Source organism: Streptomyces sp. NPDC046197 (assembly GCF_040646295.1).
Taxonomy (GTDB): Bacteria; Actinomycetota; Actinomycetes; order Streptomycetales; family Streptomycetaceae; genus Streptomyces.
Genome location: NZ_JBEYZY010000003.1, coordinates 257197 through 272029 on the forward strand (window position 1 = coordinate 257197; position 14833 = coordinate 272029).

Consider the following 14833-nt stretch of genomic DNA (forward strand, 5'->3'; position numbering starts at 1 on the left):
CGACGAGTGCCGCCGGGCCCGCCCGCCTGGTGTGGTGCTCAGGCCCGGAACGCCGACGCGTGGTCCTCGGCCCAGCGGGCGAAGGTGCGGGCCTGGGTGCCGGTGATCTTCTCCACCGTGTCGGTGATCTCCGGGGGGACACCGACGGTGGACGCGTAGGTCTTCAGCAGGCCCGCGAGCGCGTGTGGCGGTACGTGCGGGAAGAGTTCGGGGCCCGCTTCCTCGGGCGGCACCTCGGCGTAGGTCAGGGAGCGGCCGAGGGCGTGGCCGATCGCGGCGACCTGGTCGGCGTTGGTGGTGGCCTCGGGTCCGGTGAGGCGGTGGACGGCGCCTTCGTGGCCGCCGTCGACGAGGGTCCGTTCGGCCACGGCGGCGATGTCGTCCTCGTGGATGGGCGCGCTCAGGGCGTCGGCGAAGACACCGCGGACCGTGTTCCCGGCGCGGATCTGCGGCGCCCACTGCAGGGCGTTGGTGGCGAACGCGCCCGGCCGCAGGAAGGTCCAGTCCAGTCCGCTCTCGCGGATCTGCCGCTCGACGGTGGCGTGCATGACGTAAATGGGGTGGGTCTCGTCGGCGCCCTCCCGGATGATCGCGGAGGAGAGCAGCACGACGTGCCGGACGCCGGCGTCGCGGGCCGCCCGGAGCAGGGCGGCGGTGCGCTCGCCGCCGGCCTGGACGTAGAGGAAGAGCTGGGTGGCGCCTTCGAACATGGCGGCCGGGTCGTCCGGCCGCAGCCGTACCACCTCGGCCGGTTCGGGCAGTGCGGCCCGCTGCGGGTCGCGGGTCAGCGCCCGCACGGGACGGTCTGCGGCGACGAGACGTTCGACGAGGGCACGGCCCACATTGCCGGTCGCGCCGGTCACTGCGATCACGGGTTGCCTCCCGGGGGCTTGGGCGGATCGTCCTTGACCGTCCAAGCCTAGGAAGGACGATCGCCCGTCGCATCGTCGTCAGGGACCAGCGGTGCCCTACGTCCGGGGTCCTACACCCCCTCACTCGTCCCGGGTCCTGCGCCTGCCCCACTCGTCCGGAGTCTCACGCCTCCCTCACGCTCAGCGCCCGTGCCAGGTCGTCGAGTTGGTCGACGAGCTTGCGGCGCAGGGCCGGGACCGGGTCGGCCTCGCGCAGGCAGTCCTCACCCAGGCGCAGGTTCTCGGTGTCGACGGCGTGGGCGGGGAAGGCCCAGCGGCCGGCGGCGTCCGCGATGGCGGGGCCGCGGCGGGCGGCGACGGCGACCGCGTCCTCGTAGTAGCGCGGCACGTACGCGCGTACCAGGTCGGCCTGCTCGGGCTGCCAGAAGCCCTGGGCGGTCGCGGTGAACAGGTAGTTGGACGACTCGTCGGTGGCGAACATCGACTCCCACGCCCTGCTCTTGGCCTCCGGGTCGGGCAGGGCCGCGCGGCAGCGGGCGGCGCCCTCCTGACCGGTGGCGGACGGGTCGCGGCGGAGCTCGGCGGCGATGGCTGCCTCGTCGGTGGCGCCGAGGACGGCGAGGCGGGCGAGGATGCGCCAGCGCAGCTCGGGGTCGAGTTCGGGGCCTCCGGGGACGACGCCGTCGGCCAGCCACGCGGCGATGGTGTCCGGCTGGGAGGCGACGGCGATGTAGTGGCGTACGGCGACCAGGCGCAGGCCGGGGTTGTCGCCGTCCTCGGTGCGGCGGATCAGGTCGCGGCACAGGGCGGCCAGGGTGGCGAGGCCGGCGGGCCGTTCCTCGGGCCTCAGGTAGCGGTCGGCGACGTGGACGCCGGCGAAGGCGAGGACGCCCTGTACGACGGCGAGGTCGGTCTCGCGCGGCAGGTGGACGCGGGCCGTCTCCAGGTAGTCGGCGGCGGGGAGCCTGCCGTCGCGGACGGTGTCGCGCAGGGCGTTCCACACCACCGCGCGGGTCAGCGACCCCGGCAGGCCGGACAGGCCCGCACGGACCGCCTGGAAGGACTCCGGGTCGAAGCGGACCTTGGTGTAGGTGAGGTCGCCGTCGTTGAGCAGGAGCAGCGCGGGGCGCTTGCCGATGGGGCGTGCCTCGGTCTGCGGGATGTCGAGTTCGAGGCGTTCGCGCAGGGTGAGGCCTCCCTCGTCGGCGAGGTCCTGGTCGTACACGCCGACGGCGATGCGGTGCGGCCTGCTGCCGTCGTGGTCGACGGTGAGCGTGCAGGTGCCGTCGGCGGCGGTGATGCGGGGGGTGAGGGTGTCGACTCCGGTGGTGCGCAGCCAGGACTCGGCCCAGGCGTGCACGTCGCGTTCGGTCGCGGCGGCGAGGGAGTCGATGAAGTCGGCGAGGGTGGCGTTGGCGAACTTGTGCCGGGTGAAGTGGGTGTTGATGCCGGCCAGGAAGTCCTTCTCGCCGAGCCAGGCCACCAGCTGACGCAGGGCGGAGGCGCCCTTGGCGTAGGAGATGCCGTCGAAGTTGAGCAGGGCGGAGGCGGTGTCGTCGACGGCGTCGGGGGCGACGGGGTGGGTGGAGGGGCGCTGGTCGGCGTCGTAGCCCCAGGGCTTGCGGGCGACTCCGAAGTCGGTCCAGGTGTCGGTGAAGCGGGTCGCTTCGGTGAGGGTCTGGTAGCCCATGTACTCGGCGAAGGACTCGTTCAGCCAGATGTCGTCCCACCACTTGAGGGTGACGAGGTCGCCGAACCACATGTGGGCCATCTCGTGGGCAATGACCATGGCGCGGGTCTGCCGCTCGGTGTCGGTGACGGCGGAGCGGTAGACGAACTCGTCGCGGAAGGTGACCAGGCCCGGGTTCTCCATGGCGCCCGCGTTGAACTCGGGGACGAAGGCCTGGTCGTAGGAGTCGAAGGGATAGGGCTCCTGGAACTTCTCGTGGTAGCGGTCGAAGCACGCGCGCGTGATGTCGAGGATCTCGTCGGCGTCCGCGTCGAGGTGGGGGGCCAGGGAGCGGCGGCAGTGGATGCCGAAGGGCAGGCCGCGGTGTTCGGTGCGCACCGAGTGCCAGGGGCCTGCGGCGACGGCGACGAGGTAGGTGGAGATCAGCGGCGTGGGGGCGGCCTTCCAGCGGCCCTCACCGAGGTGCTCGGTGATGCCGTTGGCGAGGACGGTCCACCCGTCGGGAGCCTTCACGGACAGCTCGAAAACGGCCTTGAGGTCCGGCTGGTCGAAGGCGGCGAAGGTGCGCTGGACATCGTCCAGGAACAGTTGCGTGTAGACGTAGGTCTCGCCGTCGGTGGGGTCCGTGAAACGGTGCATGCCCTCGCCGGTGCGGGAGTAGCGCATGGAGGCGTCGATGCGCAGCTCGTGCTCGCCGTGGGTGAGGTTCTTCAGCGGCAGACGGTTCTCGGCCAGGCTCTCGGGGTCGAGAGGTTGTCCGTCGAGGGTGGCGGAGCGCAGCTCGGCGGGCTTGAGCTCGACGAAGGTGTCCGTGGCGTCCTGGCCGGCGCGCACGGTGAACCGGATGACGGTCAGGGAGTCGAAGGTCTCGTCCCCGGCGGTCAGATCGAGGTCGATCGTGTAGCGGTGGACGTCGAGGAGCTGGGCACGGGTCTGCGCTTCGTCGCGCGTGAGTACGGACATGAACGCCATGCTGCCTGATGGCACGGACAGCGCACGAGGGGGTTCTGGTGGGGCGGTGCCGGGGGCCGCTGCGGTACGGCCGTCGGGTGCCGCCGGTGGGACACGGCGCCCGGCGTCGGTGGGGCGTGGTGCCCGACGTCGATGGGACGTGGGCCCGCGGCAACGGTGGGGCGTAGGTCCGCGGCAACGGTGGGGCGTAGGTCCGCGGCATCGATGGGACGTAGGTCCGCGGCATCGGTGGGCGTGACGCCCGGGATAGATAGGCAGGGCGTGGCACCCGGCGTCGGTGGGGCGGCAGAAGATCCTTCCGCCACGGGTGGGCACCGGCTCGTGCCCGGGATGCGGACGCGGGGCTTCCGCCCGGTCACGAGTGGTGCACGGCATGGCATGGCGTGGCATGGCGTGGCATGCCGCGGCACGGCATGCGCCGCCCACAACGACCACCCGCGCCGGGCCCCGCCGGACGCGCCCCGTTGCACGGGACCCGCTGTACACCCGCCGGTCAGCCAGTTGCCGGGGCGGCGCCGTTGCCGGCGCCCTCGGCGATGCGCTCGTGGTGGTGGATCACCTCGGCGATGATGAAGTTCAGGAACTTCTCGGCGAAGGCGGGGTCCAGCTTGGCGTCCTCGGCGAGGGCACGCAGCCGGGCGATCTGGCGGGCCTCGCGGGCCGGGTCGGCGGGGGGCAGCTGGTGGGCGGCCTTGAGGTGGCCCACCTGCTGGGTCGCCTTGAACCGCTCGGCGAGCATGTGGACGACGGCCGCGTCGATGTTGTCGATGCTGTCGCGCAGCCGCGCGAGCTCCTCGAGGACGGCGGGGTCGACGTCACCGGTACCGGTGCTGCTGGTGGTCATGGGCGCCCACCCTAAGGGGTGGTCCGGCCTTCGATCACGGGCGGACGGCCGGGATCGGGGATCCGGTTGCTCCAGCCACCGGGGACGGCACGGCCCTGCTGGGCGCGGAAGCGGACGGGCGCCGTGCCGACACGACGGGTGAACAGGCGGGAGAAGTAGGCCGGGTCGTCGTAGCCGACCCGGCGGGCGACGGAGGCGACGGGCAGTTCGGTGGTGGCGAGCAGTTCCTTGGCGCGGCCGAGGCGGATGCCGAGCAGGTAGTCCTTGGGGCTGCATCCGGCCCCGCGGCGCACGGCGGTGCGCAGTTCGGCCGGGGTCATGCCGTGCCGGGCCGCGTGGTCGGCGACCGTCATGGGTTTGCAGGCGTCGCGGGCCAGGGCCTTGAGGAGTTCGGCGCCGTCCGGGGCGAGGTCGGCGCGGGCTCGGCGCAGGGCGACGAGGAGCTCGTGGACGGCGGCGCCGGTCTCCACCTCCAGCAGGGGGTTGCCGCGGCGGGCGGCGCGGGCGATGCGGCCGACCACCGCACGGGGTCCGGACGCGGCCGACAGGGGAACCACGGGCCGGTCGGGTTCGATGTAGCCGAGTTCGGTGCAGGTGGCGGTGGCGGGCCCGGCGAAGTCGACGAAGCCCTCGTCCCAGCCGGTGTGGGGGTCCGGCCCGTAGTGGTGCGGTACTCCGGGGGTGAGCCACAGCAGGGAGGGCGCGGTGACGGTGATGCGCCGGCCCTCGGGACCGTGGTACCAGCCGCCGCCCTCGCTGATCACGACGGCGACGTGGTGGTCCAGGGTGCGCGGGCCGACGGTGGGCAGCACGCCGTACTGCAGGCCGACTCCGAGGCAGACCAGTCCGAGCCGGTGGTGCGCGGGGCCGGGGCTGAAGAACCGCATCCAGGTGTGGTACATCGGCGCTCCTCTCCCCTCGCCTGCGGTCACGTCGCGCCGTCCCGGACCGTCCGGTCCAAGCAGCGACGATCTTTGTCCATGGACGGTGGTCGCCGCCAGAGGTGAGGGTCGGGCACATGAGCCAGTTCACGGTGGGGGACGCGGAGTTCCTGCCGGGTCTCAACTGCGTGGAGACGTGTCTGGAGGCGCTGACCGGCGCCGGGGCGGTCGACGGTGTTCCCGTGCGGCCCCTGACCGGGCACGGCCCGGGACGCACCGCGGCACTCGCCCCGGGGCTGTACCGGGGCGCGGTCCGGGTGCGTGGGGCCGGGGACGCACGGCTCGAACTGCCGGGGTGGGCCCGGGGATTCGTGTGGATCAACGGCTTCGGTCCGGGCCGCTACTGGTCCGGGGAAATTCCGCTCGCATCCGCATAGAGTGGGAAGGAGTTCAGGGCGTCTTTGGGGGTACGGGCGTGGCGGACGACGGACCGGTCGAACACGGCTACCCGCATCTGGAGACGGTGCGCGCCGCGATCACTGCTCTCTACAGGCGGCTGTCGTACGACACGATCCAGACGTTCGCGACCAGTGTGGTCCCCGCCGACGTGGCCTTCTGCGACACCGACGACCTGCACCTGGGGGCCCAGCGGGTGGCGCGCGAGCTGGTGCGCCACTACCGGCTGCCGGATGCGCGCCTCATCGTCAGCTTCCGCGAGATGAAGCACGCGGCGAACGTCGAACTGGCGGCGGGTCCTGAGTACTTCGTCGAACTGAACGACCGCTTCCGCACCCACCGCAGGGACATCGGCGCCGCCCTCGCCCACGAGGTGATGCACGTCTATCTGCACCGCCTGGACCTGTCCTTCCCCGGCACCCGCGACAACGAGATCCTCACGGACACCGCGGCCACCTACCTGGGTGCCGGCTGGCTGCTGCTGGACGCCTTCCGTGAGCACGGTGCGGCGTCGCAGAAGCTGGGCTATCTCACGCCGGAGGAGTTCGGCTACGTGCTGGCCAAGCGGGCGCTGCTGTTCGGCGAGGACCCCTCGATCTGGTTCACCAGCCCGCAGGCCTACGAGGCCTACGTCAAGGGGATGGCGCAGGCCCGCCGTGACGGGCAGCAACCGCCGCTCACGGCGGCGGGCTGGGCGGGCCGCCGCCGCTACGCCCGTGACCGGCGCCACGCCCAGGAGCACGTGCCCGTCGCCGAGCCGGACGTGCCCTATTCCTTCGCCCCGGACCAGCGAGGCCCGCTGAGGGTGTCGTTCCCCTGTCCGACCTGCCACCAGCGGATCAGGGTGCCGGTGCGGGGGCGGGTGCGGGCGCGGTGTGCGCTGTGCCGGACGGTGCTGGAGTGCGACACGTAGGGCGGCGACCAGGGCGGCGACCGCCGGACGGCACCGCTCACGCCCCGTACACCACGGCACCGCTCACGCCCCGTACACCACGGCACCCCTCACGCCCCGTACACCACGGCACCCCTCACGCCCCGTACACCGCTCCCGGCGGCTCGGCCTGTGCCAGCAGCCCGAGCGCCGCCTCCCCCGCTTCGGCCGCGGTCCACCGCGCCTCCTTGTCGGCGGTGGGCCCCGGGCGCCAGCCCTCCATCACGGTGATGCGGCCTGCCTCCGCCTCGAACACGCGGCCGGTCACTTCGGCGCTCGCGGGAGAGCCGAGCCAGACGACGAGGGGGGAGACGTTCTGAGGGGCCATGGCGTCGAAGCCGGAGGCCGGGGCGGCCATGGCCCCGGCGAAGGTGCGTTCCGTCATCCGCGTACGGGCCGCCGGTGCGACGGCGTTGACCTGGACTCCGTACCGACCGAGTTCGGCCGCGGCGACCAGCGTCAGCGCGAGGATCCCGGCCTTGGCGGCGCTGTAGTTCGCCTGACCGACCGAGCCCAGCAGCCCCGCTCCGCTACTGGTGTTGACGACCCGTGCCACCGGTGTCCGTCCGGCCTTCGCCTCGCCCCGCCAGTGCGCGGCCGCGTGCTTCAGCGGCAGGAAGTGGCCCTTCAGGTGGACGCGTACGACGGCGTCCCAGTCGTCCTCGTCGAGGTTGACCAGCATGCGGTCGCGCAGGAAGCCGGCGTTGTTGACGAGGGTGTCCAGACGGCCGTAGGTCTCCAGGGCGGTGCGGACCAGGGCGGCCGCTCCCTCGCCGGTGGCGATGTCGCCGCCGTGCGCAACCGCCTCGCCGCCCGCCGCGCGGATCTCCTCGGCCACCCGGGCGGCCGGGCTGCCGGACCTGGGTGTCCCGTCCAGCCCGACACCCAGGTCGTTGACGACGAGCCGCGCGCCCTCCGCGGCGAACGCGAGCGCGTGGGCCCGTCCGAGCCCGCGCCCGGCACCCGTGACGACGACGACCCGCCCCGCGCAGATTCCGCTCATCTCACGTCTCCTTGTTGGCAGTTGCGGCATCCAGGAAGGCCGGCCGTTCCCCTCCTCCGTGCACGAGCAGGCTCGCCCCGCTGATGTACGCGGCCGCGTCCGAGGCGAGGAAGACGGCGGCCGCGCCGATGTCGGACGGAGCGGCCAGCCGTCCGAGCGGGACGGTGCGGGAGACCGCGGCGACGCCGTCCTCGCCGCCGTAGTGGAGGTGGGACAGCTCCGTGCGGACCATGCCGGCGACCAGGGTGTTGACGCGGACCTCCGGCGCCCACTCCACCGCCATGGAACGGGCCAGGTTGTCCAGACCTGCCTTGGCCGCGCCGTAGGCCGCCGTGCCGGGCGAGGGACGGCTGCCGCTGACACTGCCGACCATCACGACCGAGCCCCGGGCCCGTCTGAGCTGCTGGTACGCGGCGAGCGAGGCCGTCAGCGGGGTGATGAGGTTCAGCTCGATGACCTGTGCGTGCCGCTCGGCGTCCGCGTCGGCCAGCCGCCGGAACGGGGCACCCCCCGCGTTGTTGACGAGGACGTCCAGCCGGGGCAAGGCGTCGAAGAAGTCCCGTACGGCCGGCGGATCGCGCAGGTCGAGCGAGGCGAACTCGACACCCTCGAACGGTACTTCGGGTGGTCTGCGAGCACAGGCGACGACGTGGGCGCCGGTCTCCGTGAACGCCCTCGCGATTCCGGCACCGACGCCCCGCGTGCCGCCGGTGACGACCACGGTTCTGCCGCGCAGCGAGTTATCCACAGGGCCTCCCGCTCGTCTTCACCGACTGCTAGCTTCGAAGCCTCACACCTAACAAATGTTTGGTGGAAAGGTAGCTGAGTGCGAAGGTAGCTGATGCGTCCATGGGTGTCTCCACCTCGTCCCCGGAAAAGGGGATTTCTCTCGTCACGGTCGACTTCCCGCCGGTGAACGCGCTGCCGGTGGCCGGATGGTTCGCCCTGGCCGAGGCCGTGCGCATGGCGGGCCGTGACCCGGAGGTCCGGTGTGTCGTGCTGGCCGCGGCGGGACGGGGCTTCAATGCGGGCGTGGACATCAAGGAGATACAGACGGACACGCAGAAGGCGCTGACCGGTGCCAACCGTGGCTGCGCGGAGGCCTTCGCGGCGGTCTACGAGTGCGAGACGCCGGTGGTCGCGGCGGTGCAGGGGTTCTGTCTGGGCGGCGGGATAGGCCTGGTGGGCAACGCCGACGCGATCGTGGCGAGCGACGACGCGACCTTCGGGCTGCCCGAGCTGGACCGGGGCGCGCTGGGCGCGGCCACCCACCTGGCCCGGCTGGTCCCCCAGCACCTGATGCGCGCCCTGTACTACACCGCGCGCACGGTGACGGCCGCCGAGCTGCACGCGCACGGCTCGGTCTGGCGGGTGGTGCCGAGGGGAGAACTGAGAGCGGCCGCCCTGGAGCTCGCCCGGGAGATCGCCGTCAAGGACGGGCAGCTGCTCCGCCTGGCCAAGGCGGCCCTGAACGGCATCGACCCCGTGGACGTGCGCCGCAGCTACCGCTTCGAACAGGGCTTCACCTTCGAGGCGGCCCTGAGCGGAGTGGCCGACCGGGTCCGCAGCTCCTTCGGGAAGGACGGTGACTGAGTGAGCGACAAGACGATGACGGCCGACCAGGTCGTCTCCCGGCTGCGCAGCGGGATGACCCTCGGCGTCGGCGGCTGGGGCTCGCGGCGCAAGCCCATGGCACTGGTCAGAGCGCTCCTGCGGTCCCGGATCACCGATCTCACGGTTGTCTCCTGCGGCGGACCCGACGTCGGGATGCTGGCGGCGGCCGGGCGTGTCCGGAAGCTGGTCACGGCCTTCGTCACCCTCGACTCGATCCCCCTCGAACCGCACTACCGCGCGGCGCGCGAGAGCGGGGCGCTGGAGCTGATGGAGATCGACGAGGCGATGTTCCTGTGGGGACTGCGGGCGGCGGCGAACCGGCTGCCCTTCCTCCCGGTCAGGGCGGGCCTCGGTTCGGACGTCATGCGGGTCAACCCCGGGCTGCGCACGGTCACCTCGCCGTACGGGGACACGGAGACGTTCGTGGCCGTGCCGGCCCTGCGGATGGACGCGGCCCTGGTCCACGTCAACCGCGCCGATCGACTGGGCAACGGACAGTACCTGGGCCCCGACCCCTACTTCGACGACCTGTTCTGCGAGGCGGCGGACGAGGCGTACCTCTCCTGCGAACGCCTCGTGGCCACCGCCGAGCTGACCAAGGAGGCCGCACCGCAGACGCTGCTGGTCAAACGGCACACCGTGACCGGTGTGGTCGAGACCCCGGGCGGTGCGCACTTCACCTCCTGCGCCCCCGACTACGGACGGGACGAGGCCTTCCAGAAGCAGTACGCGACCACGCCCTGGCCGGAGTTCTCCGAGCGGTTCCTGGCAGGGGACGAACAGGCCTACCGGTCGGCCGCGCAGATGCGGCAAAGGGAGTGGTCATGAACGAGTCGATGCCCAACCGCGCGCCCCTGCCCCCGCCCACCCGCACCCCATCTCCCCCGCCCACCCGCGCCGAGTACTGCGTGATCGCATGCGCCGAGGCCTGGCGGGACGCCGGTGAGATCCTGGCCGCCCCCATGGGTCTCGTCCCCTCCGTGGGAGCACGGCTCGCCCGGCACACCTTCTCGCCGGACCTGTTGCTGACCGACGGCGAAGCCATGCTCGTGGGTCTGGACGGGACCCCGGAGGGCTGGCTGCCGTACCGGCAGCACCTCGCCCTCGTCACCGGCGGCCGACGGCACGTGATGATGGGCGCAAGCCAGATCGACCGCTACGGCAACCAGAACATCTCCTGCATCGGCGACTGGGCACGACCAAGCCGGCAACTGCTCGGTGTCCGCGGCGCACCGGTCAACACGCTGAACAACCCGACGAGTTACTGGATCCCGAAACACTCCCGGCGGGTCTTCGTGGAGAAGGTCGACATGGTGTGCGGGGTGGGACACGACCGGGTGGCCCTGCATCCGGGCGCGGCCCGCTACCACCGCCTTGCCCGGGTCGTGTCCGACCTGGGCGTGTTCGACTTCGCCACCCCGGACCACTCGATGCGGCTGGCCGCACTGCATCCGGGGGTGACCGTCGAGCAGGTCGAGGCGGCGACCGGTTTCCCCCTGGCCGTCCCCGACGAGGTGCCGTACACCCGGGAGCCCACGACCGAGGAACTCCGGCTGATCCGGGAAGTGATCGACCCGCAGAACACCCGAGCGCGCGAGGTGCCCGAACCCGGCAATCCGCGAGGGCGTGAAACACCGGGGCCGAACACCGCGCGGGTGGATCCCGAGGGGGCGAGGCCCTGATGGAGACGGCGCTCACCCGGCTGGTCGGGGTTCGTCATCCGATCGTGCAGACCGGGATGGGATGGGTGGCCGGCCCCCGACTGGTCTCGGCGGCGGCGGACGCCGGTGCGCTGGGTGTCCTCGGCTCCGCGACCATGACGCCCGACCAACTGAGGTCCGCGATACGCGAGGTCCGCTCGCGCACGGCGGCACCGTTCGGGGTGAATCTCCGGGCCGACGCGGCGGATGCGCCCGACCGGGTGCAGATCATGCTCGACGAGGGCGTACGGGTGGCCTCCTTCGCGCTGGCGCCCTCCGCGGAGCTGATCACCCGGCTCAAGGAGGCGGACGTGGTGGTGATCCCGTCCGTGGGGGCGCGGCGGCATGCCGAGAAGGTCGCCGCGTGGGGCGCGGACGCGGTGATCGTGCAGGGTGGGGAGGGCGGCGGGCACACCGGCGAGGTGGCGACGACGGTGCTGCTGCCGCAGGTGGTCGACGCGGTCCGGATACCGGTCGTGGCCGCGGGCGGGTTCTTCGACGGGCGGGGGCTGGTCGCGGCGCTGGCCTACGGCGCGGCGGGCGTGGCGATGGGCACACGGTTCCTGCTGACGTCCGACTCCACCGTGCCGGACCCGGTCAAGGCGCGGTATCTGGCGGCCTCCGTCCGGGAGGTCGCGGTGACCACGGCGGTGGACGGGCTGCCGCATCGCATGCTGCGGTCGGACCTGGTGGAAGCGCTGGAGCGTTCCGGCCGGGCCAGGGCCTTGGGGCATGCGGTGCGCCGGGCGGAAGGCTTCCGGAGGCTGTCGGGCCTGACCTGGCGGCAGATGGTCCGCGACGGCTTCGCGCTGCGGCACGCAAAGGAGTTGTCGTGGAGTCAGGTGCTGCTCGCCGCCAACACCCCGATGCTGCTGAAGTCGGCGATGGTGGACGGCCGCACCGATCTCGGGGTGATGGCGGCCGGGCAGGTCGCCGGAGTGATCGACGACCTGCCGTCGTGCGCCGAGCTGGTGGAGCGGGTCATGGCCGAGGCCGAGGAGGTGCTGACGTCGCTGGAGCGCCTGTCGGTGGGCCGCTGACCCGACCCCGGTCCGCGGGCCCGGCAGTCCCGCAGACCCGCAGTCCCGCAGACCCGCAGACCCGCAGACCCGCAGTTGCCGACCGGTACTCCTCAGGGGACGGCATTCCAGGGCCCCGACGGTGCTCGTCAGGGCCCCGCGAAGCCCGGCCCTCTCAGAGCCGCTCGATGATCGTCACGTTGGCCTGTCCCCCGCCCTCGCACATCGTCTGCAGCCCGAACCGGCCGCCGGTGCGCTCCAGTTCGTGCAGCAGGGTGGTCATGAGCCTGGCGCCCGTCGCACCGAGCGGGTGGCCCAGGGCGATCGCGCCACCGTTGACGTTGACCTTGTCCGGGTCCGCGCCGGTCTCCTTCAGCCAGGCGAGGACGACCGGGGCGAAGGCCTCGTTGATCTCGACGAGGTCGATGTCGTCGATGGTCAAACCGGTCTTCTTCAGTGCCTGCGCGGTGGCGGGTATCGGGGCCGTCAGCATCCGGATGGGGTCCTCGCCGCGCACCGACAGGTGGTGGACGCGCGCCCGCGGCCGCAGCCCGTGCTCGCGCACGGCACGCTCCGAGGCGAGCAGCAGGGCGGCGGCGCCGTCGGAAACCTGGGAGGAGCAGGCGGCGGTGACGGTGCCGCCGTCGATGACGGGCTTCAGCGCGGCCATCTTCTCCAGGGAGGTGTCGCGGCGCGGACCCTCGTCCGTCGTGACGTTCTCGTGCGGGACGGTCTCCCGCTCGAAGCGTCCCTCGTCGGTCGCGCGCAGCGCGCGGCGGTGGGAGGTGAGGGCGTACTCCTCCTGGTCCCGGCGGCCGATGCCCCACTTGGCGGCGATCATCTCGGCGCCGGCGAACTGGTTCACCGGCCGGTTCCCGTACCGTGCGCGCCAGCCTGCGCTGCCCGCGAAGGGCCCCTCGGTGAAGCCCAGCGGCTCGGCGGCCTGCCGGGTGGCGAAGGCGATGGGGATCTGCGACATGTTCTGCACGCCACCCGCCACCACGAGGTCCTGGGTGCCGGAGAGCACGCCCTGGGCGGCGAAGTGCACGGCCTGCTGCGAGGACCCGCACTGCCGGTCGACGGTGACGCCCGGCACTTCCTCGGGCAGCCCGGCCGCCAGCCAGCAGGTCCGCGCGATGTCCCCGGCCTGCGGCCCCACCGTGTCCAGGCAGCCGAAGACGACGTCCTCGACGGCGGCCGGGTCGACACCGGCCCGTTCGACGAGCGCCCTGAGCACATGGGCGCCCAGGTCGGCCGGGTGGACCTCGCTGAGCCCTCCCCCGCGCCGCCCGACCGGCGTCCGGACCGCTTCGACGATGTAGGCCTCGGTCATGGCAACTCCCTCATGGAAAGGGTTGGTTGGGGCCATTCGCGTACGGCGATCCCGTCCAGGACCATCGACAGGTACTGCCGGGCGATCTCCTCCGGACTGTGCTGTCCGCCGGGCCGGTACCAGGAGGCGGCGACCCACACCGTGTCGCGTACGAACCGGTAGGTGAGCCGCACGTCGAGGTCGTCCCGGAAGACCCGCGCGGCGACTCCGCGCTCCAGCGTGGTCAGCCACGCCTGCTCGAACCTGCGCTGCGACTCGGCGAGGAACGCGAACCGTTCCTGCGCGACGAGGTGCTTGGCTTCCTTCTGGTAGATGGCGACGGCGGCACGGTGCCGGTCGATCTCCCGGAACGACTCGGTGACCAGCGCCTGAAGCGTCTGGCGGGGACCCAGTCCGGCCTCCAGGACGGTGCCGTAGCCGTCCCAGAGCTCGTCGAGGAAGGTGCGCAGGATCTCCTCCAGCATCGACTCCTTGGAGTCGAAGTGGTAGTAGAGGCTGCCCGCGAGCATGCCCGCGTGGTCGGCGATCTTGCGGACGGTGGTGGCGTTGTAGCCCTGCTCGGCGAAGACCTCGGCGGCGGTGCGCAGCAGGTCGTGGCGGCGATCGGTGACAACTGCGGCCGCGGGCTTCGGCGCGGCGGCCGCGGGCTTCTTCGAGGCGGTCACCTGGGGCTTCTTCTTGGTCGGCACGGGTCCATTGTGGTCCTAGGGGTGCTGGCTGCTGACGGAGACGACCTCGCCGGTCAGGTACGAGGAGTAGCCGGAGGCCAGGAAGACGATCACGTTGGCGACCTCCCACGGCTCGGCGTACCGTCCGAAGGCCTCCCGTTCGGTCAGCTCCGTCAGCAGGCCGGGCGAGGTCACCTTCATCAGGTGCGGGTGCATGGCGAGGCTGGGCGAGACGGCGTTGACGCGTACACCGAACTCCGCGGCCTCCAGCGCCGCGCACCGGGTCAGCGCCATCACCCCCGCCTTCGCTGCGGCGTAGTGCGCCTGCCCGGCCTGGGCCCGCCAGCCCACCACGGATGCGTTGTTGACGATCACCCCGCCGCCGGGCTGGTCGCGGAAGAGCCGCAGCGCCGCCCGGGTGCACCGGAAGGTGCCGTTCAGCGTCACGTCGAGCACGCTCGACCACTGCTCGTCGGTCATGTCGGCGAGGGCCGCCGTGCCGCCCAGGCCCGCATTGTTGACGACGACGTCCAGGCGCCCGTGCTCCCGTACGGCCGCCGCGAAGAGCGCCCGTACCTGGGTCTCGTCGGTGACGTCGCACGGCTGGGCGGCGACCGACTCCGCGCCGAACTCCCCGGCCAGCTGCTCCTCGTACCGCTTCAGCCGCCGTGTGTGCGCGTCGCTGACGAGTACGCGCGCGCCCTCCTCCAGGAACCGTCGGGCGGTCGCACCGCCGATCCCGGCACCGGCCGCCGCGGTGACGACGGCCGTGCGCCCGCTGAGCAGCCCGTGCCCGGGGACGTACGCCGGACCCTCGACGTCTGTCATGACCTCACGCTAACCTACCAAA

At 72.4% G+C, this 14833-nt stretch carries 14 protein-coding genes and 1 pseudogene; 6 read left to right on the forward strand and 9 right to left on the reverse strand.

Annotation, left to right across the window (positions count from 1 at the left end):
• Positions 1–38: 38 nt before the first annotated feature.
• The 4 genes from AB0A61_RS06325 to AB0A61_RS06340 form a co-directional block, all read right to left on the reverse strand.
• Positions 39–872, reverse strand: a complete 834-nt coding sequence (locus tag AB0A61_RS06325) for an NAD(P)H-binding protein (RefSeq protein WP_361286923.1) — start codon at positions 870–872, stop codon at positions 39–41.
• Positions 873–1035: 163 nt separating this feature from the next.
• Positions 1036–3525, reverse strand: a complete 2490-nt coding sequence (gene pepN / locus AB0A61_RS06330; RefSeq protein WP_361286926.1) for an aminopeptidase N — start codon at positions 3523–3525, stop codon at positions 1036–1038.
• Positions 3526–4027: 502 nt separating this feature from the next.
• Positions 4028–4378 (reverse strand): chorismate mutase, encoded by a 351-nt coding sequence (locus AB0A61_RS06335; protein ID WP_361286929.1) that lies wholly within the window; start codon positions 4376–4378, stop codon positions 4028–4030.
• 11 nt (positions 4379–4389) lie between these two features.
• Entirely contained in the window at positions 4390–5280 is an 891-nt protein-coding gene (locus tag AB0A61_RS06340) for an AraC family transcriptional regulator (protein ID WP_361286932.1), read from the reverse strand.
• A gap of 266 nt (positions 5281–5546) precedes the next feature.
• Here AB0A61_RS06340 and AB0A61_RS06345 point away from each other — a divergent pair.
• Positions 5547–5669: pseudogene (locus tag AB0A61_RS06345) on the forward strand (hypothetical protein); the annotation flags it as partial.
• A 65-nt stretch (positions 5670–5734) separates the two neighbouring features.
• Positions 5735–6628: a hypothetical protein gene (locus AB0A61_RS06350; protein WP_361286935.1), complete on the forward strand. Its 894-nt coding sequence runs from the start codon at positions 5735–5737 to the stop codon at positions 6626–6628.
• 115 nt (positions 6629–6743) lie between these two features.
• Here AB0A61_RS06350 and AB0A61_RS06355 read toward each other — a convergent pair whose 3' ends face one another.
• Together AB0A61_RS06355 and AB0A61_RS06360 are read right to left on the reverse strand one after the other, a co-directional pair.
• Positions 6744–7649 (reverse strand): SDR family oxidoreductase, encoded by a 906-nt coding sequence (locus tag AB0A61_RS06355; protein ID WP_361286938.1) that lies wholly within the window; start codon positions 7647–7649, stop codon positions 6744–6746.
• Position 7650: 1 nt separating this feature from the next.
• Positions 7651–8397 carry an SDR family oxidoreductase gene (locus tag AB0A61_RS06360; protein ID WP_361286941.1) on the reverse strand — a complete coding sequence of 249 codons (747 nt, stop codon included), beginning with the start codon at positions 8395–8397 and terminating at the stop codon, positions 7651–7653.
• A 101-nt stretch (positions 8398–8498) separates the two neighbouring features.
• On the opposite strand from AB0A61_RS06360, the gene AB0A61_RS06365 reads away from it, so the two are divergent.
• From AB0A61_RS06365 to AB0A61_RS06380, 4 genes are read left to right on the forward strand one after another with little or no spacing between them, the layout of a single operon-like run.
• Complete coding sequence (locus tag AB0A61_RS06365; protein WP_361286944.1) at positions 8499–9242, forward strand: enoyl-CoA hydratase family protein; 744 nt, start codon at positions 8499–8501, stop codon at positions 9240–9242.
• Positions 9243–10091 (forward strand): CoA-transferase, encoded by an 849-nt coding sequence (locus tag AB0A61_RS06370; protein WP_361286947.1) that lies wholly within the window; start codon positions 9243–9245, stop codon positions 10089–10091.
• Between the two features lie 8 nt (positions 10092–10099).
• Entirely contained in the window at positions 10100–10945 is an 846-nt protein-coding gene (locus tag AB0A61_RS06375) for a CoA-transferase (protein WP_361287332.1), read from the forward strand.
• On the forward strand, positions 10945–12003 hold the full coding sequence (locus AB0A61_RS06380) for a nitronate monooxygenase (RefSeq protein ID WP_361286950.1): 1059 nt from the start codon (positions 10945–10947) through the stop codon (positions 12001–12003). The genes AB0A61_RS06375 and AB0A61_RS06380 overlap by 1 nt, the downstream gene beginning before the upstream one ends.
• A 154-nt stretch (positions 12004–12157) precedes the next feature.
• Here AB0A61_RS06380 and AB0A61_RS06385 read toward each other — a convergent pair whose 3' ends face one another.
• The 3 genes from AB0A61_RS06385 to AB0A61_RS06395 all read right to left on the reverse strand — a co-directional run bounded on the left by AB0A61_RS06385 (position 12158) and on the right by AB0A61_RS06395 (position 14811).
• Positions 12158–13315: an acetyl-CoA C-acetyltransferase gene (locus AB0A61_RS06385; protein WP_361286953.1), complete on the reverse strand. Its 1158-nt coding sequence runs from the start codon at positions 13313–13315 to the stop codon at positions 12158–12160.
• Positions 13312–13905 carry a TetR/AcrR family transcriptional regulator gene (locus AB0A61_RS06390; RefSeq protein WP_361287335.1) on the reverse strand — a complete coding sequence of 198 codons (594 nt, stop codon included), beginning with the start codon at positions 13903–13905 and terminating at the stop codon, positions 13312–13314. Before AB0A61_RS06390 ends, AB0A61_RS06385 begins: the two co-directional genes overlap by 4 nt.
• 114 nt (positions 13906–14019) lie before the next feature.
• The gene (locus tag AB0A61_RS06395; RefSeq protein WP_361286956.1) at positions 14020–14811 is read right to left on the reverse strand and encodes an SDR family oxidoreductase; all 792 of its coding nucleotides are present in this window, start codon (positions 14809–14811) and stop codon (positions 14020–14022) included.
• Positions 14812–14833 lie beyond the last annotated feature (22 nt).

What these genes read in the sequence shown, in the direction of transcription:
- AB0A61_RS06385 (WP_361286953.1), bottom strand. Translation starts at nt 13,315, where the DNA reads ATGACCGAGGCCTACATCGTCGAAGCGGTCCGGACGCCGGTCGGGCGG.
- AB0A61_RS06380 (WP_361286950.1), top strand. Translation starts at nt 10,945, where the DNA reads ATGGAGACGGCGCTCACCCGGCTGGTCGGGGTTCGTCATCCGATCGTG.
- AB0A61_RS06335 (WP_361286929.1), bottom strand. Translation starts at nt 4,378, where the DNA reads ATGACCACCAGCAGCACCGGTACCGGTGACGTCGACCCCGCCGTCCTC.
- AB0A61_RS06355 (WP_361286938.1), bottom strand. Translation starts at nt 7,649, where the DNA reads ATGAGCGGAATCTGCGCGGGGCGGGTCGTCGTCGTCACGGGTGCCGGG.
- AB0A61_RS06375 (WP_361287332.1), top strand. Translation starts at nt 10,100, where the DNA reads ATGCCCAACCGCGCGCCCCTGCCCCCGCCCACCCGCACCCCATCTCCC.
- AB0A61_RS06340 (WP_361286932.1), bottom strand. Translation starts at nt 5,280, where the DNA reads ATGTACCACACCTGGATGCGGTTCTTCAGCCCCGGCCCCGCGCACCAC.
- AB0A61_RS06395 (WP_361286956.1), bottom strand. Translation starts at nt 14,811, where the DNA reads ATGACAGACGTCGAGGGTCCGGCGTACGTCCCCGGGCACGGGCTGCTC.
- AB0A61_RS06365 (WP_361286944.1), top strand. Translation starts at nt 8,499, where the DNA reads ATGGGTGTCTCCACCTCGTCCCCGGAAAAGGGGATTTCTCTCGTCACG.
- pepN (WP_361286926.1), bottom strand. Translation starts at nt 3,525, where the DNA reads ATGTCCGTACTCACGCGCGACGAAGCGCAGACCCGTGCCCAGCTCCTC.